The organism is Paenibacillus sp. B01, from assembly GCF_009649995.1.
In the GTDB taxonomy this organism is placed as follows: Bacteria; Bacillota; Bacilli; order Paenibacillales; family Paenibacillaceae; genus Paenibacillus_O; species Paenibacillus_O pasadenensis.
Genome location: NZ_CP045802.1, coordinates 3671556 through 3684128, shown reverse-complemented (window position 1 = coordinate 3684128; position 12573 = coordinate 3671556). Strand labels below are relative to the sequence as shown.

The 12573-nt window shown below is 63.2% G+C and carries 14 protein-coding genes; 12 read left to right on the top strand and 2 right to left on the bottom strand.

The window, feature by feature from the left end:
• The first annotated feature begins 88 nt into the window (after positions 1–88).
• From GE073_RS15920 to thiI, 5 genes are all read left to right on the top strand, one after another.
• Positions 89–589: a YpuI family protein gene (locus GE073_RS15920; RefSeq protein WP_028597044.1), complete on the top strand. Its 501-nt coding sequence runs from the start codon at positions 89–91 to the stop codon at positions 587–589.
• 55 nt (positions 590–644) lie between these two features.
• The gene (locus tag GE073_RS15915; RefSeq protein ID WP_028597043.1) at positions 645–869 is read left to right on the top strand and encodes a DUF1540 domain-containing protein; all 225 of its coding nucleotides are present in this window, start codon (positions 645–647) and stop codon (positions 867–869) included.
• A gap of 129 nt (positions 870–998) precedes the next feature.
• A complete protein-coding gene (locus GE073_RS25970; protein WP_153783835.1) occupies positions 999–1802 on the top strand; it encodes a lytic transglycosylase domain-containing protein in 804 nt (267 codons plus the stop codon).
• 143 nt (positions 1803–1945) lie between these two features.
• Positions 1946–3127 carry a cysteine desulfurase family protein gene (locus GE073_RS25085; protein ID WP_194843380.1) on the top strand — a complete coding sequence of 394 codons (1182 nt, stop codon included), beginning with the start codon at positions 1946–1948 and terminating at the stop codon, positions 3125–3127.
• A 3-nt stretch (positions 3128–3130) separates the two neighbouring features.
• Positions 3131–4363, top strand: a complete 1233-nt coding sequence (gene thiI / locus GE073_RS25080; RefSeq protein WP_194843379.1) for a tRNA uracil 4-sulfurtransferase ThiI — start codon at positions 3131–3133, stop codon at positions 4361–4363.
• 198 nt (positions 4364–4561) lie between these two features.
• Here the strand turns inward: thiI and GE073_RS15900 are convergent, their stop codons facing one another.
• Entirely contained in the window at positions 4562–5251 is a 690-nt protein-coding gene (locus GE073_RS15900; protein WP_153783834.1) for a TerC family protein, read from the bottom strand.
• A gap of 142 nt (positions 5252–5393) precedes the next feature.
• On the opposite strand from GE073_RS15900, the gene GE073_RS15895 reads away from it, so the two are divergent.
• The 6 genes from GE073_RS15895 to GE073_RS15870 all read left to right on the top strand — a co-directional run bounded on the left by GE073_RS15895 (position 5394) and on the right by GE073_RS15870 (position 10416).
• Positions 5394–6074: a TerC family protein gene (locus GE073_RS15895; RefSeq protein WP_028597038.1), complete on the top strand. Its 681-nt coding sequence runs from the start codon at positions 5394–5396 to the stop codon at positions 6072–6074.
• A gap of 174 nt (positions 6075–6248) precedes the next feature.
• The gene (locus tag GE073_RS15890; protein ID WP_028597037.1) at positions 6249–6731 is read left to right on the top strand and encodes a hypothetical protein; all 483 of its coding nucleotides are present in this window, start codon (positions 6249–6251) and stop codon (positions 6729–6731) included.
• A gap of 61 nt (positions 6732–6792) precedes the next feature.
• On the top strand, positions 6793–8634 hold the full coding sequence (gene typA / locus GE073_RS15885) for a translational GTPase TypA (protein ID WP_028597036.1): 1842 nt from the start codon (positions 6793–6795) through the stop codon (positions 8632–8634).
• Positions 8635–8764: 130 nt separating this feature from the next.
• Positions 8765–9067, top strand: a complete 303-nt coding sequence (locus GE073_RS15880; protein ID WP_028597035.1) for a YlaH-like family protein — start codon at positions 8765–8767, stop codon at positions 9065–9067.
• Positions 9068–9130: 63 nt separating this feature from the next.
• Positions 9131–10198, top strand: coding sequence for an LCP family protein (locus GE073_RS15875; RefSeq protein WP_228551563.1), 1068 nt, complete (start codon positions 9131–9133; stop codon positions 10196–10198).
• An 80-nt stretch (positions 10199–10278) separates the two neighbouring features.
• Positions 10279–10416 (top strand): hypothetical protein, encoded by a 138-nt coding sequence (locus GE073_RS15870; protein WP_153783833.1) that lies wholly within the window; start codon positions 10279–10281, stop codon positions 10414–10416.
• A gap of 85 nt (positions 10417–10501) precedes the next feature.
• Here the strand turns inward: GE073_RS15870 and GE073_RS15865 are convergent, their stop codons facing one another.
• Complete coding sequence (locus GE073_RS15865) at positions 10502–11047, bottom strand: YhcN/YlaJ family sporulation lipoprotein (protein ID WP_101809363.1); 546 nt, start codon at positions 11045–11047, stop codon at positions 10502–10504.
• 120 nt (positions 11048–11167) lie between these two features.
• Between GE073_RS15865 and GE073_RS15860 the strand changes: the two genes are divergently transcribed.
• On the top strand, positions 11168–12499 hold the full coding sequence (locus GE073_RS15860; protein WP_028597032.1) for a PhoH family protein: 1332 nt from the start codon (positions 11168–11170) through the stop codon (positions 12497–12499).
• Positions 12500–12573 lie beyond the last annotated feature (74 nt).

Below are 12573 nucleotides of genomic sequence, written 5' to 3'. Positions count from 1 at the left end.
AAAGAGTACAAATCGCGCCGATTGTATGTTAGGATAGACATAATCTTCAACTTCTTACGGGATTGATGAAAGGGGAACCTAATTCACCATGCCATCCGCCAATGTAAAGCCGCTCAGCGAATCAACCCGCGCCAAGCTCAAGGACGCCATCTCGCAGCTGGAGCCTTTCCTGAACGAGCATGCTCTTCCTCAGCTTGCGTCCCCGGAAGCAAATGACGAGGAGCTCACCTTCTACAAAGGGCTGCTGTCCGACCTGCGTCATCTGCTGGTCTACTCCGAGGTCGCCTATGAGAAGCTCGGGGTCACGCTGCGCCGGCCGAACTTCGACGCCGAGCATGCCGAGCGCCAGCTTTATGAGGTGTACCACCACTGCGTCAACGCCTTCTTCTATCCGAAGAACGAAGGCTACTCCGAGGACGGCCGCTACGCGTACACCGGCCAGGATGCGATCCGCTTCCGGCACAAGCCGCTGCGCAGCGCGCGCGACATCGTGCTCGGCGTATCCAAGATCTACGAAGAGCTGAGGGACGATCTCTCCTACTACGAAAACGACTACATGACCTCGCGTCGGATGCAAGGTCAAAAATAAGGAAGGCATACCGCGTCCCCTCCCTGGCCAGCCTAGGTAGCGGAGGTGAGGGACCATGCCAAAAGGCGTTGCATGCAGCGTTTCGAATTGCGCTTTCTGGGGACAAGGCAACCAATGCTCGGCCGATGCGATCCATATCGAGATCGACCAGCATGCGCACGCCGATCTGTCTGCCGAGTTTGCCGGCGGAGAGTTCGGAGATCGCCATACGGACGAGGCCAAGGAGTCGTCCGCGACCTGCTGCCACACGTTCCAACCCAAATCCGATTCGCCATCATGAGCCTCATCGAGCCGTCCCTTCCGGGGCGGCTCTTTCCTTTTTCGATAAAGCCATATCGCCGAGCTCTACATTTCCGAGGCTCGTCCGCCGATATACCGAGGATAATGGGAAATGAGGAGTGAACCTATCATGTCGATCGATCCTCGAATGCTTACGGCGCTCATTCAGCAGCAGCTGCGGCCCAGCCTGGATCAGCTGACTGGCGGCGGCAGCCAGGCATCAAGCGGAGCGGCCTCCGCTTTCGATCAGATCTTGAGCCAGCTGTCGGGGGCCGCAGGGGCTTCGGGTCTGGCCGATGCGGATACCTCCGCCTCCGCCGACTCCGGTATGATGGCGCTCGCCGCTTGGTCCGGGCTGTCTGCCGGAACCGGCTTGAACGGCCAAGCCGCCGCGGCGGCGGGCGGATGGGACGCCTCGGCTTCGCCGGCGCTGCAAGCCGCGCTGATCGCGGCGGGAAGCGGTTATGCGTCGTCAGCCGCCGCGTGGATCGGAGAGGGCGCAGGCTCGGCGGGAGCGGAGTACGAAGGGCTGATCGCCTCGGCCGCCGCCCGCCATGGACTGTCTCCGAAGCTGATCCGCTCTGTCATCGAGGCGGAATCCTCCTTCCAGCCGCTGGCCGTCTCCGGCGCCGGCGCGAAGGGCCTCATGCAGCTCATGGACGGAACGGCGCGCGGACTCGGCGTGACGGACTCGTTCGATCCCGCTCAGAACATCGACGGAGGCTCCAAATATCTCTCCTACCTGCTTCGCAAGCTGGACGGCAGCGTGCCTGCCGCGCTGGCGGCCTACAATGCCGGACCGGGAAGGCTCGATCGGCTCGGCATCCGGGACGAGGCGACGCTGACCGAGCATTTTTCCGAGCTGCCGCAGGAGACGCAGTCGTACGTCGTCAAGATCATGGCCAAGCTCGGCGGCTCCGGCACCGGGTTGTAACCGGAGGCTTTTTATAATAGGATAGGCGTAGGCTGGCTCTAGGCGTTCGGCCGGAGCCCACGGAAGGACCGCATTCGCGGCTGCACGCTTGACGGGCGGCCGGCGAAGCCGGTCTTTTTGTTTGATTCAAGGAGGTCATGGCGATGAGCAAGCACCGCCCGGTGCTTTATTTTGATCACGGAGCCTCGACGCCGCCGCATCCCGAGGTGATCCGCACGCTCGCGGAGGTGATGGGGCGGCACTATGCCAATCCGTCCTCGATCCACGGAGCGGGGCTGGAGGCGGGCAGGCTGCTGCGGCGCTCGCAGGAGCTGGCGGCCGAGCTGACGGGCACGTCGGCCGAGGAATGGGTGTTCACCTCCGGCGGCACGGAGAGCAATCAGCTTGCGGTCGTCGGAGCGGCGAGGGCCGCGAGGTCGAGGGGCCGCCATGTCATCGTGTCGCAGATCGAGCATCCATCGGTGAAGCAGGCGGCCGACCGGCTCGAGGCGGAAGGCTTCGAGACGACGAGGCTGCCGGTCGACGGCAACGGCCGGATCCGGCTGGACAGCCTGGAAGCTGCCCTGCGTCCCGATACGACGCTCGTCAGCCTCATGCATGTGAACAACGAGGTCGGGTCCGTCCAGCCGATCGAGGAGGCGGGAGCGCTGCTGCGCCGCTTTCCAGAGGTGCTGTTTCATGTGGACGGCGTGCAGAGCGTCGGCAAGCTGCCGATCCGGCTCAAGGAGTGGGGCATCGATCTGTTCAGCGCTTCGGCGCATAAGCTTCGCGGGCCTAAAGGAACCGGCTTCCTCTATGTCCGAGCCGGCGTCAGGCTGGAGCCGCTCATCGGCGGCAGCGGCCTGGACGGAAGCTGGCGCGGCGGAACGCCGAACGTGCCGGCGATCGTCGCTTCCGCCAAGGCGCTTCGCCTGGCGATGGAAGGCCGGACGGAGCGGACCGAGCGGATGGGGAGGCTGCGCAAGCGGCTGATCGGCCGCTTGGACGCGATTCCGGAGCTGCGGCTAAGCGGCGATCCGGACCCGGACTCGCCGCTGCAGGCGCCGCATGTGCTGCATCTGTCTTATCCGGGCATGAAGCCGGAAGTCGTCGTGCATGCGCTCGAGGAGGAGGGCATCATCGTCTCCACGAAGTCGGCTTGCTCGTCCAAGGACGAGAAGCCGAGCGAGGTGCTGCTGGCGATGGGGTATCCGGTTTCGCGGGCGGCGGGCGGCATCCGCATCACTTTTGGCGACGAGCATGACGAGGAGGCGGCGGACCGGCTGGCGGACAGCCTGGAAGCCGTCGTGAAGCGGCTGAAGCCGCTGGAGAGGAGCAAGATCTGATTCATGGAGTATGATCTCATCACGGTCCGGTACGGAGAGCTGACGCTCAAAGGGCGCAACCGCGGCCGGTTCGAGCAGCAGATGTTCCGCTATATCAAGCTCAGCCTGCAGCATCTGGAAGGGCTCGAATTCGAAAAGACCTATGCCCGCGCCTATATCAAGCTTAATGGAGTCGAGTATGAGCGCGTCGCCGAGGCGCTGCGCCGGGTGTTCGGCATCCATTCGTTCAGCCCGGTCAAGCGGGCGGCGAACGAGCTGGAGGCGATCCAGGAAGCCGCGCTTCAGCTGTGGAACGCGCTTCCGGCCAAGCCCGCGACGTTCAAGGTGACGGTGAAGCGGGGGTGGAAGGGATTCCCTTATGTCACCCATGAGCTCAACCATCTGATCGGCTCGCATATCCTGCGCGCGGCTCCCGAGCTCAAGGTGGACGTGCGGCGGCCGGAGATGGAGCTGCGCATCGACATCCAGCCGGAGGGAGCCTACGTCTTCAACCGCATCGAGCCGGGAGCGGGAGGCTTCCCGTACGGCTCCAACGGCAAGGCGATGCTGCTGCTGTCCGGCGGCATCGACAGCCCGGTCGCGGCATGGTCGGCGATGCGCAAGGGGCTGGAGCTCGAGCTGGTCCACTTTCACAGCTATCCGTTCACGAGCGAGCAGGCGACGGACAAGGTGATCGAGCTTGCCCGCCAGCTGTCGCGCTTCGCCGGCAAGCCGCTCAAGCTGCATCTCGTGCCGTTCACCGATATTCAGACTCGCTTCACGCAGACGGGGCAGGATCATCTGATCATCACGCTCATGCGAAGGGCGATGCTGAACATCGCCGGCCGGCTGGCCGAGCGGGCCGGCGCGGGCGCGGTCGTATCGGGGGACAGCCTCGGCCAGGTGGCGAGCCAGACGCTCGGCAGCATGAACGTGATCGGCCGCAGCCTCGAGCTGCCGCTGCTGCGCCCGCTCATCATGATGGACAAGCAGGAAATCATCGACCGAGCGGTACAGATCGGCACGTACGAGACGTCGATCCTGCCCTTCGAGGACTGCTGCACGCTGTTCGTGCCCAAATCCCCGAGCACCAATCCGAACCTGCGCATCGTGGAGCGGATCGAGGACGGCATTCCGGAGCTCGACGAGCTGATCGGACAGGCCGTCCAAGGCGTCGAGACGGTGCAGCTGGACCGGGGCAGGACGTTCCGCCGGCAGCCGGCCGTCGCCGAGGCGGAGGAGCGGGACTGGTTTTGACGGAGAAAGCCTGGAAGCAGGCTTTTTTCTTTTGGCTGGACTGCCGCTGGCCGCTGCGGCCAGCGGCGAGGGCGGCCGCGCCGGCAGGGCATCCAGGACGAGCCGCCTCGGAGCCGGCCGTCTGCTCCAGGACAGCTCGCTCGGCTGTACAAAGCGAAAAGCCGAACCGTCCGCAAGGGACGATTCGGCTTTTCGGATTCAATGCGTTTCCCGCTCGCGATGGGCGGGCTGCTTGTTTTTGCGGATCGCTTTGGTGAGAATGCCGGCTCCGACGATGAGCGCGACGACGAGACCGATGAAGAGCCACTCCGGCATGCCGCCGTTTCCGAACAGATGGGCGATCTTCTTTTCTCCCGTGATCATGTGGCCGGCGGTATAGCCCAGAATCGCCGCTCCGACGTAAAGGATCCACGAGAAGCGCTCGATCAGCCGGATGAACAGCGTGCTGCCCCAGACGACGATCGGGATGCTGATGATCAGCCCGGCGATGACGAGCCAGATGTTGCCGTGCGAGGCGCCGGCGACGGCCAGCACGTTGTCGATGCCCATGGCGGCGTCGGCGAGCACGATCGTGCCGATCGCCTGCCCGAGGGTGCTGCCGGCCTTGATGTTGTCGTGGCTGCTTTCCTCCTGCACGAGCAGCTTGTACGCGATCCAGACGAGCAGCAGTCCTCCGGCCAGATGCAGCCAAGGAATATCGAGCAGCTTCACGACCAGCACGGTGGCGACGATGCGGATGGCGATCGCTCCGAACGTTCCCCAGATGACGGCTTTTTTCTGTTGATGCTTAGGCAGGTTGCGGGCGGCAAGCGCGATGACGATCGCGTTGTCTCCGGCCAGCATAAGGTCGATGAAGACGATGGTCAACAGCGGACCTAACCATTCCATCCTTGCTCCTCCTTCGTGTTCGAACAATCCCCGACTCAAATACTTACCCGTATACGGATGAGCTGGACAATGGATTCGTTTTTTTTTGTAACATAAATGGACCTGCTTGTACATACCCCTGTAGGGAAGGGGGTCGTACGGCTTGGACCATCTATGGATCTTTCTGCAAATCATCGCGATCAACGTGCTGCTGAGCGGCGACAACGCGCTCGTCATCGCCATGGCGAGCCAGCATCTGCCTCCGGAGCAGCGCAAGCGGGCGATCGCCTGGGGCACGTTCGCCGCCATCGCCCTCCGCTGCGTGCTGACGCTTGCCGCCATCTCGCTGCTTCAGCTGCCCTATTTGCAGGCTTGCGGCTCCGCGCTCCTGCTCGTTATCGCCGTGCAGCTGCTGCGGGATGCGGAGCGTCCCGGCGAGGAGCGCCGCTCCAAGGGGGCCGGCGTCAAGCGAGCAGGCACGCTGGCCGGCGCGGTCGGCACGATTGTCGCCGCCGATTTTGTCATGAGCCTCGACAACGTGCTCGCCGTCGCCGCCGTGGCGGGCGGAGAGCCTGCGCTCATGCTGCTCGGCATCGCCCTTAGCATACCCATGATCCTGTGGGGAAGCCAGCTTCTCGGAGGCCTGCTGCTGCGCTTCCCGTCTCTTGTGTATGCCGGCGCCGGCCTGCTCGGCTATGCCGCCGGAGAGATGCTCGTCTCCGACGCGGCGCTGCAGCCTCTGCTCCGTCACGCTCCGCTGCTGCACGGGGCGCTGCCGGTGCTGATGGTGCCGGCCGTCATCGCGGCGGGCATCCTGCTGACCCGCTCCGCGCGCCGGAGCTGAAGGCTCCTCCGCCGTTCGCCAGCCTCGTTCCGGGCAGGCGAGCGGCGCTTTTTTTATTGGCATGCCCGGTTTCCCGCTGGCAATTTCACTCCGCTTCCTTTAGAATAAGAAAGATCTGACTGGTCGTACCTCTGCCTGCGCGCAGGCAGTCGTCAAGGGAAACGGGGGATAGGGTTGATCCGCAATCAATATTCCGCCGGAATCGTCATCTTGCTTGCAGGGATCGCCATCCTGCTGGGCCGCATGGGCGTCTTCAGCTTCATCGGCTCCGTATTTTGGCCGCTGTTCATCCTCGTGCCGGGCATATTGCTGCATGTGCTCTATTTCGGCCGGCTCCTCCCTGCGGCAGCGCTTGTTCCAGGCGGCATTTTGTCCGTATATGCACTGGTTTTCCTGTTCTGCAACTGGTTCGGATGGGGCTACATGAACTATTTGTGGCCGTTTTTCATCCTCGGCCTCGCGGTCGGACTGTACGAGTACTACACCTTCGATTCGTCCCATCCGAGAAGCGCCTTTACGATTGCCGCCGCGCTGGCGGGAGTCTGGGCGCTCTGCATGATCTTCGTGCTGCTCTGGAGCTGGGGCATCTATCTGATCGCGTTCGCGCTCGTCGCGCTCGGCGGCTGGATGATGGTGAGCAAGAAGGCCCGCTGGTAGCGGGCCGGCGCCTGTCGTAGATTTTAGCTTGATCCTATACAGATGGAGTGGATAAGAAGTTATGCAAGCAAGAGAGAACATTCGCAATATCGCCATCATCGCGCACGTCGACCACGGCAAGACGACGCTTGTCGACAAGCTGCTGCAGCAGTCCGGCACGTTCCGGGACAACGAGGTCGTGCACGAGCGGGCGATGGACTCCAATGACCTGGAGCGGGAGCGCGGCATTACGATCCTGGCCAAAAACACCGCGATCAACTACAAGAACTACCTGATCAACATCGTGGATACGCCCGGCCACGCCGACTTCGGCGGCGAAGTCGAGCGCATCATGAAGATGGTCGACGGCGTCCTGCTCGTCGTGGACGCTTTCGAGGGCTGCATGCCGCAGACGAAGTTCGTCCTGCGCAAGGCGCTGGAGCACAATCTGACGCCGATCGTCGTCCTCAACAAGATCGACCGCCCGAACGCGAATCCGGAAGGCGTCGTCGACGAGGTGCTCGACCTGTTCATCGAGCTCGGCGCGAACGACCAGCAGCTGGAATTCCCGGTCGTGTACGCATCGGCGCTGATGGGCACGTCCAGCCGCAACGTGGAGAAGCAGGACGAGAACATGGAAGCCCTCTACGAGACGATCATCGAGCGCATCCCGCATCCGACCGAGAACGTCGAGGAGCCGCTGCAGTTCCTCGTGACGCTGCTCGACTACAATGAATACATGGGCCGCATCGCGATCGGCCGCGTCAACCGCGGCGTCATCCGCCAAGGCCAGCCAGTCGCCGTCATGACGCGCGAAGGCGCGATCAAGCAGGCCCGCATCGAGAAGCTGTTCGGCTTCCAGGGGCTCAAGCGGATCGAGATCGAAGAAGCGGCGGCAGGGGACATCGTCGCCATCGCCGGCATCAAGGAGATCAACATCGGCGAGACGATCGCCGATCCGGCCAAGCCGGAGGCGCTGCCGGTGCTCGAGATCGACGAGCCGACGCTGCAGATGACGTTCCTCGTCAACAACAGCCCGTTCGCCGGCCGCGAAGGCAAGTGGGTCACCTCCCGCAAGCTGCGCGAGCGCCTGTACAAGGAGCTGGAGACGGACGTCGCCCTGCGCGTGCAGGACACCGACAGCCCTGACGTGTTCATCGTATCCGGCCGCGGCGAGCTTCACCTCGGCATCCTGATCGAGAACATGCGTCGCGAAGGCTACGAGCTGCAAGTATCGATGCCGGAAGTCATCGTCAAGGAGATCGACGGCCAGAAGATGGAGCCGTACGAGCGCCTGCTGATCGACGTGCCGGAGGAGAGCATGGGCGCGGTCATGGAGAGCCTCGGCACGCGCAAGGCCGAGATGGTCAACATGATCAACAACGGCAACGGCCAGGTCCGCCTGGAATTCATCATTCCGGCGCGCGGCCTGATCGGCTACCGCACGCAGTTCCTGACGCTGACGCGCGGCTACGGCATCATGAACCATGCGTTCGACAGCTACGGCCCGACCGTCGGCGGCAACGTCGGCGGACGCCATCAGGGCGTGCTTGTCGCGACCGAGAACGGCGTCTCGACGTTCTACGGCATGATGGGCGTCGAGGATCGCGGCATCCTGTTCCTCGAGCCGGGCACGGAGATCTACGAGGGCATGATCGTCGGCGAGCATAACCGCGACCAGGACATCGTCGTCAACATCTGCAAGGAGAAGCAGCTGACCAACATCCGGTCGGCCTCCAAGGATGAGACGGTCCGCCTCAAGACGCCTCGCACGTACTCGCTGGAGGCGGCGCTGGAGTACCTCAACGACGACGAATACTGCGAGATCACGCCGAAATCGATCCGCATGCGCAAGAAGCTGCTCAACAAGAGCGAGCGCGAGCGGGCGGAGAAGCAGCGCAAGACGTCCCAGGCCGGAGTCTGATTCCAGCCGAACCCATGAAGCGAGCAAGCGGCGGTTTGGCGCCGGCGAACAGCCGGACAGCCAAATGCGCCGCTTGCTCGTTGTATCCATATCGGACCGCTTGTACAACCAACCGGAGGAGTGAACTCGGATGCAGGACTGGCTCAGCGACCATCCGCTTGTATCGTATATTCTGATTCTGGCCAGCGTCATCTATATTTTCAACAAAGTATTCCGTCCTCAGCAGCGGCTACCGTTGTTGAAGGAGGTTCTGGTCTATCTGATGATGGCGATCGGCTCGACCGTGCTGCTCGTATTCCAGATCGACAAGCTGCCGATCATCCAATGCATGGCCGTCGCCGTCGCGATGATGCTGATGCTGCGCATCCGCCAGTTCAACGACCGGCGGACGGCGAAGCGCGAGCAGCGCCAAAGCGACGCCGGCCAGAGCTGATCCGCCTCTCCTGGCGTCCGGGAGGAAGCGTCCGAAATCAGGCTTGCGAACAAGGAGACAGCTATGAACAGGGGAAATGAATACCCGGCCCGCGGGCAGGGGAAATCCGGCGCTCCCGCCGGAAGCCGGAAGGGACGGCCCGGCAGACGCAAGCCGAAGCGGGTGTATTGGCTGCGCAGGCTGATGACGCTGCTGGCGCTCGTCCTGCTCGCGGGGGCGGGCTTCGCGGCTTATCTGCTCTACGACGCCAACAAGGCGCTCGGCCAGATCAGCAGCGGCGCCCCGGCCGTGCCTTCGGCCGGATCGGTGCGCACGCAGCCGACCGCGATGCTGCTGATGGGGCTCGATACCCGCGGAGAGAACGGCCTGCTCAATACCGACGTGCTGATGGCCGCAGCGTTCAATCCGCGCACCAAAAGCGCCGTCGTCGTGTCGATTCCGCGCGACGCTCGCGTGCCGGTCCAAGGCTACAAGCAGCGCAAGGTGAACAGCTATTATGCGGCGTTCATCGCCAACGCCAGATCTAAGAACAAGGACCTCAGCCGGGAAGAGGCAGAGCGTCAAGGCAAGCTCGGCATGAAGGATGCGATCGGCAGCTACCTCGACATCCCGATCGACTACGCCGCGACGATCAATTTTCAAGGCTTCGCGGATGTCGTGGACGCGCTCGGCGGCGTCGAGGTGGACGTCGACATGGACATGGATTACGACGACCACGCGGGACAGCCGGGAGGCACGAGCATCCACTTGAAGAAAGGCGCGCAGAAGCTCTACGGCGAGGACGCGCTGGGCTTCGTCCGTTACCGCAAGTCCAACGACGGCACGAACATGAGCAGCGACTTTGAGCGCAATCAGCGCCAGGAGCAGGTGATCGGGGCGATGACGTCCAGGCTGAAGTCGGTTCCCGGCATCCTGAGGCTCGGCAAAGTATTCGGCGCTGTCGGCGACAACATGAGGACCGACATGCCGGAGTCGGAGATTCGGGCGATGCTCATGGCCTACTTCGGCATCGGCGGCGGCGACATCGAGTTCATCGCGCTGACGGGCGACTGGCGGAGCCCCTACGTCTACGTCGACGACGCCTCGCTGGCCAAAGCCAAAAAAGCGCTGCAGGCCAAACTGGGCGAATGACGGTAGTGGGTGCGGCATACGTATGTTATACTACAGCTAAGATGCTCATCATGAAAATCTGACTCGCGGGAGGTAGGCCGATGAGAGAGCGCGCTAGGGCTTGCTCTAAGATTCGCCTGGACGCGCCGTCGCATCCGGCTGCAGCGGCGCCGTTTCGCGCCGACAGCCCGTCCGCTTCGGCGGCGCGGCGCTCGCTCGTCTTCTCCGCGGCGACATGAAAAAGAAGCCTGGCGACCTCAACGGGTCGCCAGGCTTCTTGCGCGCTCGGGGGCTTGTCCCCCGCGCCCGGCATTCGCCTCCGGGCTAAGGCCGGGCGGGAGAAGCAGCGGGCTCCTTGACGTTCGATTCCGGCAGCGGCATGACCTCGCTCGGCAGCTGCGGCATGACGCGACCGATCAGATCGGCCATCTCCTCGGCGAAGCCCTGGATCGGCCGGCCGGCGCGGATGTCCTCTCCGAGCTCGGCAAGCCTGCGGCTCACGTCCATGTCGGCCGTGACGACGGCATTCACGCCGAGCGGATCCTCGCGGAGCGCCTGCGCGACGGCATACTTGATCGTTCCGACCTTGGAGCGCTCGACGCTGCCGCCGACGTCGATGCCGACGACAGCCGTGGTTCCGGCTACGACGGCATGCGCCTTCTCGACGCCTTCCACCCGGGCCGCCAGTTCCTCAAGCCGCTTGGCGGCTTGCGCGGAATCGAGCTTCTTGCCGTCGTCGGCATGGGTCTGCTGGGAGCGCATCGCCGCATCGCCGGCAGGCGGGGGAGCGGCATCGCGGCGTGCGGACGTCCCGCAGCCGGCAGTCGCCAAGCAAAGCACAGCAGCAGCTGAAAGCAGCCATTTTCTCATTGCGGGACACCAGACCTTTCCTCGTACTTTGGACTCTGCAACCGACCCTAGTTTGTCCCTGTTCCGGAAGGATTATGCTTCCCGCCTTCCGGAACCATCCGGCGCCAGGAGGGGTTCTTCATGACTAAAATCTTCGTATTGGATACGAATGTGCTGCTTCATGATCCGCAGGCGATCTTCTCGTTCGACGACAACGAGGTCATCATCCCGGCCGTCGTGCTCGAAGAGATCGACTCCAAGAAGAGGCTGGCCGACGAGCTGGGCCGCAACGCCCGGCATGTCTCGAGGCTGCTCGACGGCTTGAGGGAGAACGGGCGCCTCCATGAAGGAATCGCGACCCCGCGCGGCGGCGTGCTGCGCGTCGAGCTCAACCATCGGAGCTTCGTCCGCGTCCAGGAAATGTTCGGGGAGATGTCGAACGACAACCGCATTCTCGCGGTCGCCCTGAATTACGATATGGAAGAGGAAGAAAAGGGCTCGAAGCGGGACGTCGTGCTCGTGAGCAAGGACGTGCTGGTGCGCATCAAAGCCGACGTGCTGGGGCTGCAGGCGGAGGACTATATGTCCGATCGCGTCGCGGAGCCTTCCGACGTCTATACCGGCACGGCGACGCTGTTCGTCCATCCATCGGTCATCGACGAGTTCTACTCCTATCGCTTCCTCAGCGTCAAGAGCCTGCAGCTGAGCTCAAGGCTCCATCCGAACGAGTTCATCATCCTGCGCGACGAGCTGGGCACGTCCAAGAGCGCGCTGCTCAAGGTGAGCCAGGACGGAGCAAGGCTGGAGCCGCTCTATATGAGCAACGATCCCGTCTGGGGCATCACGGCGCGCAATGCCCAGCAGCGGATGGCGCTCGAGCTGCTGCTGAACGACGACATCCCGCTCGTCACCCTCACCGGCAAGGCCGGCACCGGCAAGACGCTGCTCGCGCTGGCCGCCGGGCTGCTTAAGATCGAAGACGAGCATAAATACAAGAAGCTGCTCATCGCCCGCCCCGTCGTGCCGATGGGCAAGGATATCGGCTATCTGCCCGGCGAGAAGGACGAGAAGCTGCGTCCGTGGATGCAGCCGATCTACGACAACCTGGAATTCCTGTTCGATACCAAAAAGTCCGGCGACATCGACAAGATTCTGATGGGGCTCGGCAGCATCCAGGTCGAAGCGCTCACCTACATCCGCGGGCGCTCGATTCCGGGCCAGTTCATCATCATCGACGAAGCGCAGAACCTAAGCCGGCATGAGGTCAAGACGATCGTCTCGCGCGTCGGCGAAGGCAGCAAGATCGTGCTCATGGGCGATCCCGAGCAGATCGACCATCCTTACCTCGACTCGATGAGCAACGGCCTGTCCTACATCGTGGAGAGCTTCAAGAAGGAAGGGCTGAGCGGGCATATCAACCTGGAGAAGGGCGAGCGCTCCAAGCTGGCCCAGCTGGCGGCGGACCTGCTCTAAGGACGGCGACAGGATAGGCCGAAGGCTTCAGATTGCTGAAGCTTTCGGCCTGTTTTTTTGCGAAGGCAAGGAAG

Excerpts from the sequence above, each read along its gene's own strand:
- GE073_RS15870 (WP_153783833.1), top strand. The coding sequence starts at position 10,279 with ATGAGAGAGCGCGCTAGGGCTTGCTCTAAGATTCGCCTGGACGCGCCG.
- GE073_RS15865 (WP_101809363.1), bottom strand. The coding sequence starts at position 11,047 with ATGAGAAAATGGCTGCTTTCAGCTGCTGCTGTGCTTTGCTTGGCGACT.
- GE073_RS25970 (WP_153783835.1), top strand. The coding sequence starts at position 999 with ATGTCGATCGATCCTCGAATGCTTACGGCGCTCATTCAGCAGCAGCTG.
- GE073_RS15880 (WP_028597035.1), top strand. The coding sequence starts at position 8,765 with ATGCAGGACTGGCTCAGCGACCATCCGCTTGTATCGTATATTCTGATT.
- typA (WP_028597036.1), top strand. The coding sequence starts at position 6,793 with ATGCAAGCAAGAGAGAACATTCGCAATATCGCCATCATCGCGCACGTC.
- GE073_RS25085 (WP_194843380.1), top strand. The coding sequence starts at position 1,946 with ATGAGCAAGCACCGCCCGGTGCTTTATTTTGATCACGGAGCCTCGACG.
- GE073_RS15900 (WP_153783834.1), bottom strand. The coding sequence starts at position 5,251 with ATGGAATGGTTAGGTCCGCTGTTGACCATCGTCTTCATCGACCTTATG.
- thiI (WP_194843379.1), top strand. The coding sequence starts at position 3,131 with ATGGAGTATGATCTCATCACGGTCCGGTACGGAGAGCTGACGCTCAAA.
- GE073_RS15860 (WP_028597032.1), top strand. The coding sequence starts at position 11,168 with ATGACTAAAATCTTCGTATTGGATACGAATGTGCTGCTTCATGATCCG.
- GE073_RS15920 (WP_028597044.1), top strand. The coding sequence starts at position 89 with ATGCCATCCGCCAATGTAAAGCCGCTCAGCGAATCAACCCGCGCCAAG.
- GE073_RS15915 (WP_028597043.1), top strand. The coding sequence starts at position 645 with ATGCCAAAAGGCGTTGCATGCAGCGTTTCGAATTGCGCTTTCTGGGGA.
- GE073_RS15875 (WP_228551563.1), top strand. The coding sequence starts at position 9,131 with ATGAACAGGGGAAATGAATACCCGGCCCGCGGGCAGGGGAAATCCGGC.